Below are 20,560 nucleotides of genomic sequence, written 5' to 3' on the forward strand. Positions count from 1 at the left end.
AAAAATATTAAAAACAACTAATTATGATTATAGAACCAAGAACAAGAGGATTTATTTGTTTAACAGCACATCCAACAGGTTGTGAGCAAAACGTAATCAATCAAATAGCATATGTAAAATCTAAAGGAGCAATCAGTGGGGCAAAAAAAGTGTTGGTAATTGGTTCTTCAACAGGATTTGGATTGGCGTCTAGAATTTCTAGTGCTTTTGGATCTGATGCGGCAACCATTGGTGTGTATTTTGATAAACCTTCATCACCAGGAAAAACTGGTTCTGCTGGTTATTACAATACAGCAGCTTTTGAAAAACACGCTCATAAAGCAGGTTTGTATGCAAAAAGTATTAACGGTGATGCATTTTCAAATGAAATCAAACGTCAAACTTTAGACATGATCAAAAAAGATTTAGGTCAAATTGATTTGGTAATTTACAGTTTGGCTTCACCCGTAAGAACGCATCCAGATACTGGAGTTCGTTACAAATCGGTTTTAAAACCAATTGGCGGAGTTTTTTCTAATAAAACAGTAGATTTTCATACAGGAAATGTAACTGAAATTTCGATCAATCCAGCAGAAGGAGATGATATTGCAAACACCGTTGCAGTAATGGGCGGCGAAGATTGGAAAATGTGGATGGACGCATTAAAAAATGAAAACTTATTATCTGAAGGAGCAACAACAGTTGCGTATTCTTATATTGGACCGAAACTTACTGAAGCAGTTTATAGAAAAGGAACCATTGGTGCGGCAAAAGATCATTTAGAAGCTACCGCTTTTACAATTTCTGATGATTTAAAATCAATTGGAGGAAAAGCATACGTTTCTGTAAATAAAGCTTTGGTTACACAAGCAAGTTCTGCAATTCCTGTAATTCCGTTATACATTTCTTTACTGTATAAAATCATGAAAGAAAAAGGTACTCATGAAGGATGTATCGAACAAATTCAACGTTTGTACAGCGAACGTTTGTTTGGCGGAGATTTAGCTTTAGATGCAAAAGGTAGAATTAGAATTGACGATTTAGAAATGCGCGAAGATGTGCAAGCTGAAGTTGCTAAATTATGGGAAACTGCTTCTACAGAAAATTTATCTGAAATAGGAGATTTAGAAGGCTATAGCAATGACTTTTTTAATTTATTCGGATTTAAAGTTGAGGGTGTAGATTACGATGCAGATGTAAACGAAATGGTAGAAATTCCGAGTGAACATTAAATGTTAAGGAATTATAAACTCATATCATTTTTAATTATTTTTCTTTTTAATGGAACTCTTTTTGCACAAAAAAGTGATGCAGAAAAAGTAACTGTAAAAGTGCTGAGTTTTAATATTTTGCATGGAGCAACCACCAACGGAAGTTTTGATTTAGACATTATTGCCAACGTAATTAAAAAAGCAGATGCCGATTTTGTTTCGTTACAAGAGGTAGATTTTAAAACCAACAGAGCAAAAAAATACGATTTGCCAACAGAGTTGGGTTTTCGTACAAAAATGGCATCAATTTTTGGCAGAGCAATGTATTATGATGGCGGAGAATATGGAGAAGGAATTTTATCTAAATATTCTTTTTTATCAACCAGAAATGTTGCGTTACCATTTACAAAAGGAAATGAACCAAGAGCTGCTTTAGAAATTACAACGGTGTTGAAATCTGGCGATACTATTTCGTTTATTGGAACACATTTAGATCATTTAAAAGAAGATACAGATCGCGTTTCGCAAGCAAAAGCAATTAATAAAGCTTTTTCTAAGAATAAATTTCCAACAATTTTATCGGGTGATTTAAACGATACACCAAATAGTAAAACCATCAATATTTTAGAATCTTTTTGGAAAGCTTCTTATCATAAAGCAAATCCGTTATTGACTTTTCCTTCTGATAAACCAGTAAAAAAGATTGATTACGTGCTATATTATCCAAAGAATAAATGGAAAGTTTTATCAAAAGAAACTGTTTGCGATATAATTGCTTCTGATCATTGTGCGTATTTGGTGACTTTAGAATTACAGAAATAGATGAAAGCAGTAACGGTAAAAAAAATTAAAGACGAATTGAGTTATAAAAACTCAAAAGAGTTGATTGATTTGTGTTTGCGATTATCAAAATTTAAAAAGGAAAATAAAGAATTACTGACGTATTTATTGTTCGAATCTTCTAACGAAGAATTGTATATAGAAAGTGTAAAAGAACAAATGGACGATTTGTTTGAGCAGATTAACATCAACAGTTATTTCTACATCAGAAAAAGCGTTCGTAAAATTTTAACGCTGACAAAAAAGTTTATTCGGTATTCTCAAAAAAAAGAAACAGAAGTAGAATTATTGATTTACTTCTGTCAGAAATTAAAGAATTTTAAGCCTTCAATAAAAAATAGTGTTCGTTTGCAAAATGTGTATCACCGACAAGTTGAAAGTATTCAAAAAACAGTAAAAACCTTACACGAAGATTTACAGTACGATTATCAGCAAGAAATAGAAGAATTATTTTCTTAAAACAAATATTTCAACAATATTCTTATACTTACAAAGGCAATCAATATAGCGGTTGCCTTTTTTAATTGAATTGGTTGTAAGAATTTAGAACTAAACCTGCTTCCAATTTGCCCGCCAATAAAAACGGTAATAAGTAAAACCGTTGTTAGATTCCAATCTATCATAAACTCCGGATTTAAATATTGTCCACCCAAACCAGCTATAGAATTTACCAAAATAAACAAACTTGCTGTTGCGGCAATTTTTTTTGGCGTGTCCCAATTTGTTAAATGCAATAATGGCGCTAAGAAAATGCCACCGCCAATGCCGACCATTCCAGAAATAAAACCGATAGATCCGCCGTAACCAGCATTTTTAGACAGTTTTAATTGTGTTGTTTTTTCTTCGGATGCCACAATTTTTTTAGAAATCCACATCGTAATTGCTGCAAATAACAATGTAAAACCTAGTAAAATAAAGAAGAATGTTTGGCTAATTTTTAAATATCCACCAATAAAAGCAAACGGAATACTACATAAAACAAGCGGAATTACCTTTTTAAAATTGTATGTTTTTTGTTGATGAAAATAAAAAACGTTTCCTATAACAACTACAATATTACACAACAAAGCCGTTGCTCTAATTTGTGTAAAAGCCAAACCTGTTAATGCCAACACCGCTAAATAACTTGATCCGCCACCAAAACCGACTGAAGAATACAATACGGCAATGGTAAAAAAAAGTAAAATAACAGGCCAATTTGTATTTATAACAGATAAAACATCTTGAAAATTCATAAAGCAAATATAATTTTCTATTTTTAGAATGTCTAAGAATAAATAAAACAATAATGAGTAATTACCACATCAAGCATTTAGAAGAATATTACCAAGTGTATCGTAAATCGATTCGCGAGCCAGAAGCCTTTTGGGAAGAAATCGCTGAAGAACATTTTTTATGGAGAAAAAAATGGGATACCGTTTTAAGTTGGGATTTTTCTAAACCAGAAGTCAAATGGTTTGAAGGAGCAAAATTAAACATTACAGAAAATTGTATTGACAGACATTTAGCAACTCGTGGAGATAAAACGGCAATTATTTTTGAGCCAAACAATCCAGATGAAGCAGCAGAACACATCAGTTATAGACAATTGTTTGAACGCGTAAATCAGTTTGCAAATGTGCTAAAAAGTCAAGGTGTGCAAAAAGGCGATCGCGTTTGTATTTACGTTCCAATGATTCCAGAATTGGCAATTGCAACGTTGGCTTGTGCACGAATCGGTGCCATACATTCGGTTGTTTTTGCAGGGTTTTCATCCAAAGCATTATCAACAAGAATTAATGATTGCGATTGTAAAATGGTAATTACTGCTGATGGATCTTATCGTGGCGCAAAAACAATCGACTTAAAAGGAATTGTAGATGAAGCATTAGAAAGTTGTCCTGGAGTAGAAAATGTGTTGGTTGCAAAACGGATTAATTCTGATATTTTTATGAAAGAAGGAAGAGATTTTTGGTTGCAACCTTTATTAGATAATGCATCAACAGAAGGAAAAGCAGAAGTGATGGATGCAGAAGATCCGTTATTTATTTTATACACTTCTGGTTCTACGGGCAAACCAAAAGGAATGGTGCATACTACTGCTGGTTATATGGTGTACACGGCATATACATTTAAAAATGCATTTCAATATAAAGAAAACGACGTGTATTGGTGTACTGCAGATATTGGTTGGATTACTGGACATTCTTATATTGTTTATGGTCCGTTAGCAAATGGCGCAACAACGGTTTTATTTGAAGGGGTTCCGCATTATCCAGATTTTGGACGTTTTTGGCAAATTATAGAAAAACATAAAGTAAATCAGTTTTATACAGCGCCAACAGCAATTAGAGCCTTGGCAAAACAAGGAACAGAATTGTTAGACAAGTGCGATTTATCATCATTAAAAGTGTTAGGTTCTGTTGGAGAACCCATCAACGAAGAAGCCTGGCATTGGTATAATGATAATGTTGGTAAAAAGAAAAGTCCGATTATAGATTCTTGGTGGCAAACAGAAACTGGCGGAATTATGATTACTCCGATTCCGTATGTAACGCCAACAAAACCAACCTACGCAACATTGCCTTTTATTGGAATTCAACCAGCTATAATGGATGGAAATGGCGATGAATTAAAAGGGAATCAAGTTGATGGACGTTTGTGTATCAAATTTCCGTGGCCAAGTATTGCAAGAACTATTTGGGGAAACCATCAACGTTATAAAGAAACGTATTTTTCAGCTTTTGATAATATGTATTTTACGGGTGATGGCGCTTTGCGTGACGAAGTTGGTTATTACAGAATTACCGGTAGAGTAGATGATGTTATTATTGTTTCTGGACATAATCTAGGAACTGCACCAATAGAAGACGCCATAAATGAACATCCTGCGGTAGCAGAAAGTGCTATTGTTGGTTTTCCGCATGATGTAAAAGGAAATGCACTGTACGGTTATGTGATTTTAAAAGATGTTGGAGAATCTAGAGATCACGATAATTTACGAAAAGAAATCAATCAAATAATTACAGAACATATTGGTCCGATTGCAAAATTAGATAAGATTCAGTTTACTGAAGGATTGCCAAAAACACGTTCAGGAAAAATAATGCGTAGAATTTTACGAAAAATAGCGCATAATGAAATGGATAATTTAGGCGATATTTCTACCTTATTAAATCCGGATGTGGTGCAAAGTATTATTGATCATAGATTGTAAAAATTGCAAATAAAAAGCTCCTTTAAAGGAGCTTTTTATTTGCAATACATAAATTTTGTTATTCTGTCATGTTGATAGTTCGTGGCATATCATTTGACAAATAAGAGCATACACTTTAAGAAAAGAAAAAACATCCATGAAAGAATATAGCAATTCATCAAAAAATAAAAAGAAACCAAAAGTTTCTATCGGAAAAGCATTTAAAACAATTATTTGGCCAAAGCGTAAAGTGGTTTTTATTGGGTTGATTTTAATTGTAATAAGTCGATTGTCAAGTTTGGTATTGCCTTGGAAAAGTAAAGCCTTATTAGATAATGTCATTCCGAATAAAGATTACAATGAGTTATACAATTTGTTGTTTATAGTCGGAATTGCAATTTTAGTGCAAGCGATTACTTCTTTTTTATTGACACGAATTTTAAGCGTGCAAGCGCAATATCTAATTTCAGAATTAAGAGCGCAAGTGCAAAAGAAAGTATTGTCTTTACCTATCAGTTTTTTTGATAACACAAAATCTGGGGCTTTAGTTTCTCGTATTATGAGTGATGTAGAGGGAGTTCGAAATTTAATAGGAACAGGATTGGTGCAGTTGGTTGGCGGAACAATTACTGCAATAATTTCGATGGTTTTGTTAATTAGAATAAGTCCGTCTATGACATTTTTTGTATTGATTCCTGTTGCAATATTTGGTTTAGTAGCCTTAAAAGCATTTAAATATATCAGACCCATATTTAGAAACAGAGGCGTGATTAATGCAGAAGTAAATGGAAGGTTAATTGAAACATTATCAGGAGTTAGAGTGATTAAAGCATTTAATGCAGAACAGCAAGAAAATGAAACTTTTGAAAAAGGAGTAGATCTGTTGTTTCAAAATGTAAAGAAAAGTTTAACAGCAACGGCAATTATGACAAGTTCATCCACTTTTTTGTTAGGAATTGCATCTACTGGAATTATGGGAATCGGAGGATATAAAATTATGACAGGAGAATTAACTGTTGGAGATTTTTTATCATTTACATTATTATTAGGGTTTATGATTGCGCCAATTGTGCAAATGAGTAATATCGGAAGTCAATTAACAGAAGCCTTAGCAGGTTTAGATCGAACCGAAGAACTAATGAATATGGAAGCGGAAGAAGATGATGATGACAGAACAATTCAGTTAGAAACTATTGAAGGAGAATTGGTTTTTGATGATGTTTCTTTTTCGTATGAAGAAGGAAAAGAAGTATTAAATGATATTAGTTTTGTTGTTCCAAAAGGAACGGTTACAGCATTGGTTGGAAGTTCTGGTTCAGGAAAATCAACTATTGCAGGTTTGTCAGCGACGTTTTTAAATCCAAAATCTGGTAAAATTACAATTGATAATAAAGATATTTCTAAAGTAAAATTAAGTAGTTATCGAAAACATTTAGGAGTTGTTTTACAAGACGAATTTTTGTTTGAAGGAACTATTAGAGAAAATATTTTATTTCCGAGACCAAATGCAACAGAAGAGGAGCTGCAAAATGCTGTAAAAGCAGCGTATGTGAATGAATTTACAGATCGTTTTGAAGATGGATTAGATACTTTAATCGGAGAAAGAGGCGTCAAACTTTCTGGAGGACAACGTCAGCGTTTGGCAATTGCAAGAGCCATATTAGCGAATCCGAAAATCATTATTTTAGATGAAGCAACTTCTAGTTTAGACACAGAAAGTGAAGCCTTGATTCAGAAAAGTTTATCAGAATTGATAAAAGATAGAACCACAATTGTGATTGCACACAGATTAAGTACCATTAAACAAGCAGATCAAATTTTAGTAGTAGAATCAGGATCGATTGTTGAGCGAGGTACGCATGACGAATTGATAAAAAAAGAAGGAAGATATTTTGAATTGTATACCTATCAATCGAAAATTTAAAATTGTAAGCATTTATTTATATTTTCGACTTTGATTTAAAACCATAACTTATGAAAAAAATACTCTTATTATTTGTTCTAGCAGCAATTTCAATTTCATGTAAAAATGAAGAAAAGAAAGAAACTAAAAAAGAAAATTTCCCAAATGAATTAGCGAAAGTATTTGAAAAACATGGCGGAATTGAAGCTTGGAAAAAAGCAAAAACATTGTCATTTAACAAAGGAGATGAGGTTTATACAACAGATTTGCAATCTCGTAAAATAGTTGTTAAAGCACCAAATTACTCGCTTGGGTTTGATGGAAAAGAAGTTTGGTTATCTCAAAAAGATTCTACTGCATTTAAAGGAAATAAAAATTTTTATTACAATTTGTATTTCTATTTTTATGCAATGCCTTTTGTGTTGGCTGATGACGGAATTATGTACGAAAAAACAACAGATTTAGTTTTTGATGGTGTAAGTTATCCAGGATTTAAAATTTCGTACAAAGCAAATATTGGTTCATCACCAGATGATAATTATCTTATTTATTACAACAAAGATTCTTATCAAATGGAATGGCTTGCGTATACTGTAACATTTAATTCAAAAAAACCATCAGAAAAATATAGCATCATTCGATATAACGATTGGAATTCTGTAAGCAGTTTGTTGTTGCCAAAATCGATAACTTGGTACAATCAAGATAGTATTGGCGCACCAACTGAGCCTAAAAGAGCAGCTACAGAATTTACGTTACCGCTAATTAGCGATACAAAAATATCAGATTCTTTTTTCGAAAAGCCTACAAAATAGCGTTGATTTTATCATATATAAAATCATAATAATATCTAAAATTAGGCACCATAAAACGTCCATGTTTTGTGGTGTCTTTTAATATGGAAACATCAAATAGTTGGATGTCATCAACTTCTTCAATTTGCATTGTTAATTCTGGCAAGTCTTTAGTTAGTTTACACAAAAAAAGATGTTTAAACTCGTTGTCTAAGATTCCGTTTGGATGTACGATTTCGTCTTTTCTTAATCCAATTTTTGTCAAATCAGCTTCAGAAATTGTCAAACCAATTTCTTCTTTTACTTCTCTAATAGCTGCATTTTCTATTTTTTCTCCAGCAGCAACATGTCCAGCAACAGAAACATCCCAAAGATTTGGAAACACTTTTTTTACGGAAGCTCTTTTTTGAAGTAGAATTTTATGATCATCTGTATAGAACCAAACATGCACAGTTGCGTGATACAATCCTTTTTGATGCGCTTCAGATTTTAAAGCCGTTTTTCCGGTTGATTTTCCGTCAGAAGTTAAAATATCTACGAGTTCGTCCAAAATAGATTTTTATAAAGCTGCTAAAATACAATCAGACAAAACCTTTAAATCTTTTGAAGTATTGAATAAGTGACACGAAACTCTAATGTAGTTTCCTCTAAAAGAAACGAACACATTGTTTTTAGAAAGGGTTTCTTTTAATTTGGCCTTATTAATTTTTTCAGGAATTTCTACGCCAAATAAATGATGTGCTCTATCATCAAAATTTTCAATAATACAACCTTTCTCTTTTAAAACATCAACAAAATCAGAAGTAATTCCTTTACAATATTCTTGAATTGCTTTTGGTGTCCATTCAATAATCTGTTCAAGAGCAGCAATTTGCATTTTCACATAAATAAAACTAGCGTGTTCTCCTACAGAATATCTGTTTGCTAGTGCTTTGTATCTCGGTTCGTAATTTACTAAATCACTTAAGTTTTCGCTATTAAAACGATTCGACCAATTTTCTTCAATAGGTTCACCATCGTCAAAATATGCTCCAAAATATGCGTAACCACAACCGTAAGGACCAAATAGCCATTTGTAACCAGCACAAATTAATGCATCTGGCTGAATCTCTTTGATAGAGAATTCCATTGCGCCAACAGATTGACTTCCATCTACAATTAAAAGCGCATTGTGTTCTGTAGTCTTTTTTCTGATTGCTTTTAAATCGAATATGGTTCCGTTTGTCCAATGAATATTTCCTAGTGCAATAAAAGCTGTGTTGTCATTGATGGAGTTTAAAATTGCTTCATTCCAACGTTTGCCTTTATTCTCTTGCATTGTTGGTTGTTGTACAATTTTTAGTAGTGCATCATGTTTTTTAGCCAATTTTTCCCAAACATAATAATTGCTAGGAAATTGCTCTTCGATAAGCACAATTTCATCGCCTTTATTTAATTTAATATTATTTGCAACGGTTGATAATCCGTAAGAAACAGAAGGAATCGTTGCGATTCTATTATAATCATCGGCATCAATAAGTTGCGCAAATAATTTTTTAAGGGTAATAACTGGATTAAAAAAATCTGTAACCGGAATTAAATACGGTTTGCTTTTTTCTTTAAGAGCCTTCATTCCTGCTTCTTCAACAGATTTAAAAGAAGCAGAAAGGCTAGCGGTGTTTAAGTAATGAATTCCTTCTGGAATGTCAAACAGATGTTTTTGATTTTTCATTATTAAAAATTTAGTTAATCATTTAGAAAAGAGTTTTAAAAACGATTGAGAAATCTCATGATCCTAACTTAAAACCTTGAGATTTCTCTTATCGTCGAAATGACATGAATTTTTAAAATATTTTGTAAAAAAAATCCGTGAATTCGTGGCTTTTATTTATTACTCAAAATAAGAGAATGTTTCTCCGTCTTTTATTTTCAATAAGGTTTCATAAATCATTTTAATTACATTTTCTACATCATCTCTATGCACCATTTCTACAGTTGTGTGCATGTAACGTAGCGGTAAAGAAATCAATGCAGATGCAACTCCGCCGTTACTATACGCAAACGCATCTGTATCTGTTCCTGTTGCTCTAGAAAGTGCAGAACGTTGAAACGGAATCTTGTTTTCTTCTGCAGTTTCTGTAATTAAATCACGCAATTTTTGTTGTACTGCTGGAGCATAGGCAATAACAGGACCTTTTCCTAATTGTAAATAACCTGCTTTTTTAACATCAATCATTGGAGTAGTGGTGTCGTGTGTAACATCAGTAACAATTGCTACATTTGGTTTGATGCGTTGTGTAATCATTTCCGCTCCACGCAAACCAATTTCTTCTTGAACAGAATTGGTTATGTATAATCCAAAAGGCAATGTTTTTTTATTTTCTTTCAATAAACGAGCCACTTCTGCAATCATAAATCCGCCCATTCTATTATCTAATGCTCTACAAACAAATTTATCTCCGTTTAAAATATGAAATTCATCTGGATACGTAATTACACAACCAACGTGAATTCCTAATGCTTCCACTTCTTTTCTTGTAGCACAACCTGTATCGATAAAAATATTTTCTGGCTTCGGAGTTTCTTCTTTTGCTTTGTCTCTTGTGTGGATTGCTGGCCAGCCAAAAACGCCTTTTACGATGCCATTTTTAGTATGAATATTTACAATTTTACTTGGCGCAATTTGATGATCACTTCCTCCGTTTCTAATCACGTAGATTAATCCATTATCAGAAATATAATTTACATACCAAGAAATTTCATCTGCATGACCTTCAATAACCACTTTAAATTTTGCTTTCGGATTGATAACGCCAACCGCTGTTCCGTAAGTATCCGTTATAAATTCATCAACATATGGTTTTAAATAATCCATCCATATTTTTTGACCTTCCCATTCGTAACCAGTTGGAGCAGCGTTATTTAAATATTTCTCTAAAAATGAAATTGATTTTTTATTTAAGATTGATTTTTTTGCCATTATATCAGTTTATAAAGTTTTAATGTAAAAAAGTTTCAAAGTTAGTTAGCATGTTTTTATTTTAAAAAACACCTAAAAGACTTTGTGTTTGCTTTTGTAAAAATATCTATTTTTTTTGTGCTAATGAATGCTCATTTACATTTATTTTAAAAATATGTAACAAAAGTTGTAACTTTCACACTTATCTACTATAAATCAACTAAAAAAATTGCACTAAAATGAAATTAAAAATTGAAAACTTAACCAAAACGTATAAAAATGGTGTAAAAGCAATTGATGACTTATCAATTGAAATTGGCACAGGAATGTTTGGATTATTAGGTCCGAATGGCGCAGGAAAATCATCTTTAATGAGAACAATTGCTACTTTGCAAAGTCCAGATTCAGGAACTATTATGTTTGGTGATATCAATGTTTTAGAAGACAATATGTCTTTGCGAAAAATATTGGGTTATTTACCGCAATCATTTGGCGTATATCCTAATATGTCAGCAGAAGAGTTATTAGATTATTTTGCTACTTTAAAAGGAATTTCATCAAAATCTGAAAGAAAAGAGTTGGTAAAAGAAGTGTTGGAAATTACCAATTTATATGATGTAAGAAAAAAACATGTTGCTGGTTATTCTGGCGGAATGAAGCAGCGTTTTGGAATAGCACAATTGTTATTAAACAATCCAAAATTAATTATTGTTGATGAGCCAACCGCAGGATTAGATCCGGCAGAAAGACATCGGTTTTTAAATGTTTTACGTGAAGTTGGTACAAACTGTACCGTTATTTTTTCAACACATATTGTAGATGATGTAAGAGAGTTGTGTAATGAAATGGCGATTTTAAATGGTGGTAGAATTTTAAATCATACAACGCCACAGGAAGCTACAAAAGAGATTGAAGGAACTATTTGGAAAAAAATGATTGATAGAGATGAGTTAGATAATCATTTAACTCAATACAATGTGTTGTCATCAAATTACAATCAAGATAATACATTGAATATTAGAGTACATTCGGCTGAAAAACCATCAGAAGATTTTGAAGCTGCAACTCCGCAATTAGATGATGTTTATTTTATCGCTTTAAAACAAGACGAACCGGTTTTAACAAGTTAAGAGTTTTGAATTGTGAATTTTAAGTTGAAGCTAAATTTAAGTTTTGGTTATAGAATTCACAAGAACTCATCACTCAAAATTCATCACTAATAACTTTCATAATTATGTTTTTTACAATATTTAAACAAGAATTAAAATACTGGTTTAGTAGACCCGCATTTTATATTTATCTATCAATATTTTTAGTTTTATCATTATTTATTTCTGCAACTACCGCTGGTTTTTTTGATTCAATTACCGCAACAACGGGTTCTTCAAGAATTGTAAATTCGCCAATTGGAGTTGCCAATTTATTTAACGCATTAACTATTTTTATTTTCTTTTTATTTCCCTCAATTGTTGGAGTCTCGGTTTATAGAGACTACAAAAGCGAAATGCACACCATTTTGTACTCGTATCCTTTTACAAAAGCAGACTATCTTTTTGCTAAGTTCTTTAGCTCAATTGTAGTGGTTTCTTTAATTGCTTGTTCAATAACACTAGGAATGGTTGTTGGATTTCGAGTTTCTGGAACCAACCCAGATATTGTTGGTTCTTTTAATGCAGTATCATATTTACAAACCTATTTTGTATTTATATTGCCCAACATTTTATTATTTGGAGCGATAGTTTTTGCAGTGGTAACATTTACAAGAAATATTGCCGCCGGATTTATTACCGTTATTATTTTAATGTTCGGTCAAGGAGTTTTAGAAAGTTTGCTTTCTGAGCCAGAACATAGAACATTAGCGGCTATTTTAGATCCTTTTGGAGCAGCAGCTACAAATTATTACACCAAATATTGGACACCTTCAGAGCAAAATGAAATGCAACTTCCTGTCAAAGAGATGATTATTTACAATCGTTTATTTTGGTTGTCAATTTCAACGTTAATTTTTGGATTGGTGTACAGGTTTTTCACTTTTAGTCAAAATGCAATTTCTTTTTCCTTTAGAAAACCAAAAGCAGAAAGAGTTACAAAAACTAATTTTAGTGGAATTACAAGAATTAATTTACCAAAAGTTTCATTTGATTATTCATTTGTTCAAAATTTAAAAACCACTTGGAGATTGTCTAATATCGATTTTAAATATATTGTTAAAAGTTGGGCTTTTATTTCTATTGTGTTAGTTGGTTTGGTTTTATTGTTCGTTGGACTGTCTGAAATAGGAAATATTTTTGGAACACCAACATTGCCTGTTACTTGGAAAACATTAAGTAATGGAAATATATTTGGTGCGTCCATAAATATCTGTACATTTTTATATGCAGGTATGTTAGTGCATAGAGCAAAAATTGTGAGAATAAATCATTTAGTTGATGCAACTCCAATACCAAATTGGACATTGCTTTTTTCTAAAGTAATTGCATTAATAAAAATGCAATTTGTTTTATTAGCTGTAATCATGGTTTCTGGAATGCTTTTTCAAATGTATAATGGATATTATAATTTTGAAATAGGGCATTATTTAATAGAGTTATATTTCTTAGATTTTCTTAGATTTTTTATTTGGGCATTATTAGCCATTTTTATTCAAACAATAATTGGTAACGCTTACTTAGGATTGTTTGTGTTGTTGGTAGTTTCTATGGTTATACCATTTTTATCACTTGCAGGAATAGAACAAGCCATTCTTAAATACAATCAAGGTCCAGGTTATAGTTATTCAGATATGGATGGTTATGGAATTCTTTCCCCTTATTTAATTTATAATTTGTATTGGGTTTTATGTGGATTAATATTGTTAGTTACTGCTGCTTTATTTTGGGTTCGTGGAATTCCATTTTCACTTGCAGAAAGATTTTCAATTGCAAAAAAACGTTTTAAAGGAGTTTATGCAATTAGTTTTGCTGTATTTTTAATTGCTTTTTTAGGATTAGGATTTTCAATTTATAAAGAAACTGCTAGTAACGGAAAAAGAATTTCATCAAAAGAAGCAGAATTAAGACGAGTTAAATGGGAAAAAACCTATAAAAAATATGAAGATTATGCACAGCCAAGAATTATTTCTGTAAAAACGGATGTAAATATATTTCCGAAGAAAAGAACTTACAGCGCTTCTGCAACTTTTGTGATGATTAATAAAACCAAAAAAGAAATTGATAGCGTCTTTTTAAATCATAATTCATTAAAAAGTACATTTACTTTTAACAAGCCAAATACCTTAGTTTTAGAAGACACAATTCTTAATTTTGATATTTATAAGTTTGATAAAAAAATAATTCCAGGAGATACTTTAGAGTTGGCAATTACTGTAAAAAGTGATGAAAATACGCTATTTAAAATTAATTCTCCTGTTTTAGAAAACGGTACATTTATCAATAATTTTTTAATGTTTCCTTCTTTAGGATATTCTCCTTCCGGAGAACTAACAGATGATGAAACGCGTAAAAAATACGATTTGCCAAAGAATAAATTACGTCCAATGCCTACAGATTCTACTGCTTTAGGAAACACGTATATCTCTAAAGATTCTGATTGGATAGATTTTGAAGCAACGGTTTCTACATTAAAAGATCAAATTGCAATTGCTCCAGGTTATTTGCAAAAAGAATGGATTAAAGGAGATAGAAGATATTTCCATTATAAAATGGATAGTAAAATCTTAAACTTCTATGCATTTAACTCTGCAAGATATCAAGTAAAAAAAGAAATGTGGAACGGAATTAGTTTAGAAATTTACTACCATAAACCACATACTTTTAATTTAGATAGAATGATGAAAGGGCTGAAAGCTTCTTTAGCATATAATGCTAAGAACTTTAGTCCTTATCAACATAAACAAGCAAGAATAATTGAGTTTCCAAGAACTTTAGGAACTTTTGCGCAATCATTTGCAAATACAATTCCATTTTCAGAAGGATTTGGTTTTATTGCAGCTGTAGATGATAAAAATAAGGATGGTGTTGATTACCCTTTTGCAGTAACCGTTCATGAAGTTGCACATCAATGGTGGGCGCATCAAGTAATTGGTGCAGATGTTTTAGGGGCAACCATGTTGTCAGAAAGTATGTCGGAATATGTTGCTTTAAAAGTATTAGAACATCAACACGGAAAAGAAAAAATGCGAACCTTTTTAAAAGATGCTTTAGATAAATATTTACTGCAAAGAACCTTAGAAAGAAAACGCGAAAATGCATTGATGTATAATGACGGACAAGGGTATATTCGATATCAAAAAGGTTCTCTGGTTTTTTATGCGTTGAGCGATTATATAGGCGAAGAAAAGTTAAACGGAGCTTTAAAAAAGTATGTTGAAAAAGTGAAATTTCAAGATCCTCCTTATACAACTTCCATACAAATGGTAGATTATATAAATAAAGTAACGCCAGATTCTTTAAAATACGTAATTAAAGATATGTTTAAAACGATCACATTGTATAGAAATAGGGTTTTAGACGCAAAAACTACTGAGTTAGAAAATGGAAAATACCAAGTAGAAATTGAGTTTGAAGTTTCTAAATATAGAAATGATGAAAAAGGAAAACGGTATTATGGAGAAAAAGTAGGAGATACATTGTCTTACAAAACTGCTGATATGAAAAAACCAATATTATCGGTGCCTTTAGCAGATTATATAGATATCGGTATTTTTACTGAAGAAGAAGTGAATGGTAAAAAGAAAGAAAAAGAACTTTATTTAAAGAAACATAAGATTACAAAAATCAATAATAAGCTGATACTTATTGTAGATAAAAAGCCGACTGAGGTTGGAGTGGATCCGTACAATAAATTAATTGATATCAATTCTAATGACAACCGAATGAAAGTAAATTGATTGTTGAAAATTAAAAAGTAAAAGCTCATGCGTTATTATATGTATGAGCTTTTTTTATTATAAAAATCTAACAAAATATAATACCTTTACATTCTTATCCTATTAAAGATGAAGAACCTTTTACTTCTGTTTTTATTATTCTTTTCATTAACTACATTAAGTCAAGTTAAAGATACTATTCCGCTGCCCGAAAAGTATATTTTAATAAAAGTAGGAGATACCTTAACAATTGATCTAGATGAAGTAAAATTATTACCAAAAACGAAATTCAAACAAAAAGAAGATATTAACTACTATTATTGGTTTAGAAAAAAAGTTTTTAAAGCCTATCCTTATGCTGTTCTTGCTTCTAAAAGATTAGATACATTAAACGCTAGGTTACTTAGAATAAAAAGTAAAAGAAGTAAGAAGAAGTACATTAAGATTGTTCAACGGTATTTAGAAGGTGAGTTTACCGAGCAATTAAAAAGTATGACAAGAACAGAAGGAAGAATCTTAATAAAGTTGATTTATAGACAAACAGGTAAAACAACATTCGATCAAATAAGAGACCTAAGAAGTGGTTGGAGTGCGTTTTGGTACAATACAACAGCAAATTTCTTTAAAATGTCGTTGAAGTCGGAGTATCATCCAGAAAGTGTTAATGAGGATTATTTAATTGAAGATGTTTTGCAACGAGCGTTTATTCAAGAAAGATTAATTGAGCAAAAACCCAAACTTAAAATCAATTTAGTGAAGATGTACGATACTTTTAAGGGTTATGTTGATGTAGAAGAGTATAAAAAGATGTTTGCCAAAAGAAAAAAATAGTCTTTTAAGGTGTGTTTTAGTTCTTAAATTTTTCATTTCATTTCATAAGTTATTGAATTTTAGAATATTGATTTTTTGAATAAAAAAAACTTCACTTTTCTTTGCTTTTATTCTTGGTTAAGAAGATATTTCTCGTATCTTTGCCGTCCGTTATTTCGGTATAAGTTCATTCAAAGTAGTGGTTCAAAAATAAATTAAAAAAAACTTTAAAAAAGTTTTTGTGTTAAGAAAAGAGTTTATACATTTGCACCCGCTTTGAGAGATAAGTAAAGTTCAGGTTAAGAAATAAGAGGAGTTTTGGAATAGTTTAAGGGATTAAATTAGTTAGTTCGAGTCTAACATTTCTACAAAGATTTAGTAAGATTATTGATTGATAAGATTGATTAATTGAAGCTAAAACGTTCATTGAAAATATTGAAATTGACAGCGTAAAACAAAGAGTAAGATTACATGATTTTTATAAATCATAATTCTTTTGAAACTATATCATCCAAATTATAAAAATATACGATGAAGAGTTTGATCCTGGCTCAGGATGAACGCTAGCGGCAGGCTTAACACATGCAAGTCGAGGGGTAACATTGTAGCTTGCTACAGATGACGACCGGCGCACGGGTGCGTAACGCGTATAGAATCTACCTTTTACTTAGGGATAGCCTTTAGAAATGAAGATTAATACCTTATAGTATTTTAGATCGGCATCGATTTAGAATTAAAGATTTATTGGTAAAAGATGGCTATGCGTCCTATTAGTTAGTTGGTGAGGTAACGGCTCACCAAGACAGCGATAGGTAGGGGTCCTGAGAGGGAGATCCCCCACACTGGTACTGAGACACGGACCAGACTCCTACGGGAGGCAGCAGTGAGGAATATTGGACAATGGGCGAGAGCCTGATCCAGCCATGCCGCGTGCAGGAAGACGGCCCTATGGGTTGTAAACTGCTTTTATACAGGAAGAAACACTCCCTCGTGAGGGAGCTTGACGGTACTGTAAGAATAAGCACCGGCTAACTCCGTGCCAGCAGCCGCGGTAATACGGAGGGTGCAAGCGTTATCCGGAATCATTGGGTTTAAAGGGTCCGCAGGCGGTCAATTAAGTCAGAGGTGAAATCCCATAGCTTAACTATGGAACTGCCTTTGATACTGGTTGACTTGAGTTATACGGAAGTAGATAGAATGTGTAGTGTAGCGGTGAAATGCATAGATATTACACAGAATACCGATTGCGAAGGCAGTCTACTACGTATATACTGACGCTCATGGACGAAAGCGTGGGGAGCGAACAGGATTAGATACCCTGGTAGTCCACGCCGTAAACGATGGACACTAGTTGTTGGGATTTATCTCAGTGACTAAGCGAAAGTGATAAGTGTCCCACCTGGGGAGTACGGTCGCAAGATTGAAACTCAAAGGAATTGACGGGGGCCCGCACAAGCGGTGGAGCATGTGGTTTAATTCGATGATACGCGAGGAACCTTACCAGGGCTTAAATGTGGTCTGACAGCTTTAGAGATAGAGTTTTCTTCGGACAGATCACAAGGTGCTGCATGGTTGTCGTCAGCTCGTGCCGTGAGGTGTCAGGTTAAGTCCTATAACGAGCGCAACCCCTACCGTTAGTTGCTAGCAGGTCATGCTGAGGACTCTAACGGGACTGCCTACGCAAGTAGAGAGGAAGGTGGGGATGACGTCAAATCATCACGGCCCTTACGTCCTGGGCTACACACGTGCTACAATGGTATGGACAATGAGCAGCCACTATGCAAATAGGAGCGAATCTATAAACCATATCACAGTTCGGATCGGAGTCTGCAACTCGACTCCGTGAAGCTGGAATCGCTAGTAATCGGATATCAGCCATGATCCGGTGAATACGTTCCCGGGCCTTGTACACACCGCCCGTCAAGCCATGGAAGCTGGGGGTACCTGAAGTCGGTCACCGTAAGGAGCCGCCTAGGGTAAAACTGGTAACTAGGGCTAAGTCGTAACAAGGTAGCCGTACCGGAAGGTGCGGCTGGAACACCTCCTTTCTAGAGAAAAGATGGTGAGTTACGAAAGAAGATTTTACTCTTTGCTGTTAATTTTAAACAAATACTAAATATTTAAGCTATTATAGTCTCGTAGCTCAGCTGGTTAGAGCGCTACACTGATAATGTAGAGGTCGGCAGTTCGAGTCTGCCCGAGACTACTAATTTTTAGATATTTAAGGAAATTTTAGAAGTTGGGAAACCAGTTTACAGTACGCAGTATGCAGTACCCAGTACATCACGTAATAACTGATTGCTGAACACTGATTACTGATTACTAAAAAACGGGGGATTAGCTCAGCTGGCTAGAGCGCCTGCCTTGCACGCAGGAGGTCATCGGTTCGACTCCGATATTCTCCACAATCCAGTAAACAGTCACAGTTTACAGTAAGCAGTTCACTGCCTACTGCAGCTGAGCACTGAATACTAAGGAAAAAGTTCATTGACATATTGGTATAATGATATCGTAAGAATCAAATAGATAGAGAAGGTTTAGACTTTTAATTAAGTTTAAGCAAAATTTTATAAAAATAATAAAAGAGCTCGTTGTAGAAGTGATTCTACAGCAAAAAGTACAATAAGCTAAATAAGGGCGTATGGCGGATGCCTAGGCTCTCAGAGACGATGAAGGACGCGATAAGCTGCGAAAAGTTACGGGGAGAAGCACATATTTTATGATCCGTAAATATCCGAATGGGGCAACCCGGCATGTTGAAGACATGTCACCTAGTAATAGGAGTAAACCCGGTGAACTGAAACATCTAAGTAACCGGAGGAAGAGAAAACAATAGTGATTCCGTTAGTAGTGGCGAGCGAACGCGGAACAGCCCAAACCAAAGTTGTTACGGCAATTTTGGGGTTGTAGGGCCACAATATTCGAAACTAAGTGAATTAGAACTGTTTGGAAAGACAGACCAAAGAGGGTGATAGTCCCGTATAAGTAAGCGAAGTTTAGATAGTGGTACCCTGAGTAGTGCGGGACACGAGTAATCCTGTATGAATCCACCGGGACCATCCGGTAAGGCTAAATACTCCTGAGAGACCGATAGTGAACTAGTACCGTGAGGGAAAGGTGAAAAGAACCCTAAGTAAGGGAGTGAAAGAGATCCTGAAACCGTACGCCTACAAGCGGTCGGAGCACATTTACTGTGTGACGGCGTGCCTTTTGCATAATGAGCCTACGAGTTACTGTTTCTAGCAAGGTTAAATGTTTAAGACATGGAGCCGGAGCGAAAGCGAGTCTGAATAGGGCGCATAGTTAGTAGTAGTAGACGCGAAACCGGGTGATCTACCCATGGGCAGGTTGAAGCTGTGGTAACACATAGTGGAGGACCGAACCAGTTGACGTTGAAAAGTCTTTGGATGACCTGTGGGTAGGGGTGAAAGGCCAATCAAACCCGGAAATAGCTCGTACTCCCCGAAATGCATTTAGGTGCAGCGTTGTGGTAAAGTTTTATAGAGGTAGAGCTACTGATTGGATGCGGGGGCTTCACCGCCTACCAATTCCTGACAAACTCCGAATGCTATAAAATATACACAGCAGTGAGGGCATGGGTGCTAAGGTCCATGTCCGAGAGGGAAAGAACCCAGACCATCAGCTAAGGTCCCAAAATATATGTTAAGTTGAACTAACGAGGTGAAACTGCTTAGACAGCTAGGATGTTGGCTTGGAAGCAGCCATTCATTTAAAGAGTGCGTAACAGCTCACTAGTCGAGCGGTTTTGCATGGATAATAATCGGGCATAAACATATTACCGAAGCTATGGATTTGTAATTTATTACAAGTGGTAGGGGAGCATTGTAACCTGCGTAGAAGGTGTACTGTAAGGTATGCTGGAGTGGTTACAAAAGAAAATGTAGGCATAAGTAACGATAATGCGGGCGAGAAACCCGCACACCGAAAGACTAAGGTTTCCTCAGCGATGCTAATCAGCTGAGGGTTAGTCGGGTCCTAAGGCGAATCCGAAGGGAGTAGTCGATGGATAACAGGTTAATATT

At 33.8% G+C, this 20,560-nt stretch carries 13 protein-coding genes, 2 tRNA genes and 2 rRNA genes (1 of these 17 cut by a window edge); 13 read left to right on the top strand and 4 right to left on the bottom strand.

Features of this window, described 5'->3' with window-relative positions:
* Positions 1-23 precede the first annotated feature (23 nt).
* Genes fabV through KCTC32516_RS08445 form a run of 3 tightly spaced genes read left to right on the top strand, consistent with a single transcriptional unit; the run spans position 24 to position 2,489 of the window.
* Positions 24-1,211: an enoyl-ACP reductase FabV gene (gene fabV, locus KCTC32516_RS08435; protein ID WP_301399976.1), complete on the top strand. Its 1,188-nt coding sequence runs from the start codon at positions 24-26 to the stop codon at positions 1,209-1,211.
* Complete coding sequence (locus KCTC32516_RS08440) at positions 1,212-2,012, top strand: endonuclease/exonuclease/phosphatase family protein (RefSeq protein ID WP_301399977.1); 801 nt, start codon at positions 1,212-1,214, stop codon at positions 2,010-2,012. It begins immediately after the preceding gene.
* Entirely contained in the window at positions 2,013-2,489 is a 477-nt protein-coding gene (locus KCTC32516_RS08445) for a hypothetical protein (RefSeq protein WP_301399978.1), read from the top strand.
* On the opposite strand, the gene KCTC32516_RS08450 is transcribed toward KCTC32516_RS08445, so the two are convergent.
* On the bottom strand, positions 2,486-3,265 hold the full coding sequence (locus tag KCTC32516_RS08450; RefSeq protein ID WP_301399979.1) for a sulfite exporter TauE/SafE family protein: 780 nt from the start codon (positions 3,263-3,265) through the stop codon (positions 2,486-2,488). The two genes, KCTC32516_RS08445 and KCTC32516_RS08450, sit on opposite strands and share 4 nt — an antisense overlap.
* Before the next feature lie 53 nt (positions 3,266-3,318).
* On the opposite strand from KCTC32516_RS08450, the gene acs reads away from it, so the two are divergent.
* The 3 genes from acs to KCTC32516_RS08465 all read left to right on the top strand — a co-directional run bounded on the left by acs (position 3,319) and on the right by KCTC32516_RS08465 (position 7,923).
* Complete coding sequence (acs, locus tag KCTC32516_RS08455; protein WP_301399980.1) at positions 3,319-5,226, top strand: acetate--CoA ligase; 1,908 nt, start codon at positions 3,319-3,321, stop codon at positions 5,224-5,226.
* 136 nt (positions 5,227-5,362) lie between these two features.
* Positions 5,363-7,129 (top strand): ABC transporter ATP-binding protein, encoded by a 1,767-nt coding sequence (locus tag KCTC32516_RS08460; protein ID WP_301399981.1) that lies wholly within the window; start codon positions 5,363-5,365, stop codon positions 7,127-7,129.
* Between the two features lie 50 nt (positions 7,130-7,179).
* On the top strand, positions 7,180-7,923 hold the full coding sequence (locus KCTC32516_RS08465) for a DUF6503 family protein (protein WP_301399982.1): 744 nt from the start codon (positions 7,180-7,182) through the stop codon (positions 7,921-7,923).
* Here KCTC32516_RS08465 and KCTC32516_RS08470 read toward each other — a convergent pair.
* From KCTC32516_RS08470 to KCTC32516_RS08480, 3 genes are all read right to left on the bottom strand, one after another.
* The gene (locus KCTC32516_RS08470; RefSeq protein WP_301399983.1) at positions 7,913-8,452 is read right to left on the bottom strand and encodes an NUDIX hydrolase; all 540 of its coding nucleotides are present in this window, start codon (positions 8,450-8,452) and stop codon (positions 7,913-7,915) included. The two genes, KCTC32516_RS08465 and KCTC32516_RS08470, sit on opposite strands and share 11 nt — an antisense overlap.
* 9 nt (positions 8,453-8,461) lie before the next feature.
* Positions 8,462-9,613: an aminotransferase class V-fold PLP-dependent enzyme gene (locus KCTC32516_RS08475; protein ID WP_301399984.1), complete on the bottom strand. Its 1,152-nt coding sequence runs from the start codon at positions 9,611-9,613 to the stop codon at positions 8,462-8,464.
* A 159-nt stretch (positions 9,614-9,772) separates the two neighbouring features.
* Positions 9,773-10,861: a M42 family metallopeptidase gene (locus KCTC32516_RS08480; protein ID WP_301399985.1), complete on the bottom strand. Its 1,089-nt coding sequence runs from the start codon at positions 10,859-10,861 to the stop codon at positions 9,773-9,775.
* Between the two features lie 218 nt (positions 10,862-11,079).
* Between KCTC32516_RS08480 and KCTC32516_RS08485 the strand changes: the two genes are divergently transcribed.
* From KCTC32516_RS08485 to KCTC32516_RS08515, 7 genes are all read left to right on the top strand, one after another.
* The gene (locus KCTC32516_RS08485; RefSeq protein ID WP_301399986.1) at positions 11,080-11,970 is read left to right on the top strand and encodes an ABC transporter ATP-binding protein; all 891 of its coding nucleotides are present in this window, start codon (positions 11,080-11,082) and stop codon (positions 11,968-11,970) included.
* A gap of 104 nt (positions 11,971-12,074) precedes the next feature.
* Positions 12,075-15,728, top strand: a complete 3,654-nt coding sequence (locus tag KCTC32516_RS08490) for a M1 family aminopeptidase (protein WP_301399987.1) — start codon at positions 12,075-12,077, stop codon at positions 15,726-15,728.
* A 108-nt stretch (positions 15,729-15,836) separates the two neighbouring features.
* Positions 15,837-16,538, top strand: a complete 702-nt coding sequence (locus tag KCTC32516_RS08495) for a DUF4294 domain-containing protein (RefSeq protein WP_301399988.1) — start codon at positions 15,837-15,839, stop codon at positions 16,536-16,538.
* Between the two features lie 507 nt (positions 16,539-17,045).
* Positions 17,046-18,565 (top strand): 16S ribosomal RNA (locus KCTC32516_RS08500).
* An 84-nt stretch (positions 18,566-18,649) separates the two neighbouring features.
* Positions 18,650-18,723 (top strand) — tRNA-Ile (locus KCTC32516_RS08505).
* A 125-nt stretch (positions 18,724-18,848) separates the two neighbouring features.
* Positions 18,849-18,922: transfer RNA gene (locus tag KCTC32516_RS08510), tRNA-Ala, on the top strand.
* A gap of 216 nt (positions 18,923-19,138) precedes the next feature.
* Positions 19,139-20,560 (top strand): 23S ribosomal RNA (locus KCTC32516_RS08515) (it continues 1,453 nt past the right edge of the window).
* Together the 16S and 23S rRNA genes with 2 tRNA genes alongside form the textbook arrangement of a ribosomal RNA operon.

This window comes from Polaribacter huanghezhanensis (genome assembly GCF_030444335.1).
Classification (GTDB): domain Bacteria; phylum Bacteroidota; class Bacteroidia; order Flavobacteriales; family Flavobacteriaceae; genus Polaribacter; species Polaribacter huanghezhanensis.

Coding starts and splice junctions, on each gene's coding strand:
- fabV (WP_301399976.1), top strand. CDS start 24: ATGATTATAGAACCAAGAACAAGAGGATTTATTTGTTTAACAGCACAT.
- KCTC32516_RS08440 (WP_301399977.1), top strand. CDS start 1,212: ATGTTAAGGAATTATAAACTCATATCATTTTTAATTATTTTTCTTTTT.
- KCTC32516_RS08445 (WP_301399978.1), top strand. CDS start 2,013: ATGAAAGCAGTAACGGTAAAAAAAATTAAAGACGAATTGAGTTATAAA.
- KCTC32516_RS08450 (WP_301399979.1), bottom strand. CDS start 3,265: ATGAATTTTCAAGATGTTTTATCTGTTATAAATACAAATTGGCCTGTT.
- acs (WP_301399980.1), top strand. CDS start 3,319: ATGAGTAATTACCACATCAAGCATTTAGAAGAATATTACCAAGTGTAT.
- KCTC32516_RS08460 (WP_301399981.1), top strand. CDS start 5,363: ATGAAAGAATATAGCAATTCATCAAAAAATAAAAAGAAACCAAAAGTT.
- KCTC32516_RS08465 (WP_301399982.1), top strand. CDS start 7,180: ATGAAAAAAATACTCTTATTATTTGTTCTAGCAGCAATTTCAATTTCA.
- KCTC32516_RS08475 (WP_301399984.1), bottom strand. CDS start 9,613: ATGAAAAATCAAAAACATCTGTTTGACATTCCAGAAGGAATTCATTAC.
- KCTC32516_RS08480 (WP_301399985.1), bottom strand. CDS start 10,861: ATGGCAAAAAAATCAATCTTAAATAAAAAATCAATTTCATTTTTAGAG.
- KCTC32516_RS08485 (WP_301399986.1), top strand. CDS start 11,080: ATGAAATTAAAAATTGAAAACTTAACCAAAACGTATAAAAATGGTGTA.
- KCTC32516_RS08490 (WP_301399987.1), top strand. CDS start 12,075: ATGTTTTTTACAATATTTAAACAAGAATTAAAATACTGGTTTAGTAGA.
- KCTC32516_RS08495 (WP_301399988.1), top strand. CDS start 15,837: ATGAAGAACCTTTTACTTCTGTTTTTATTATTCTTTTCATTAACTACA.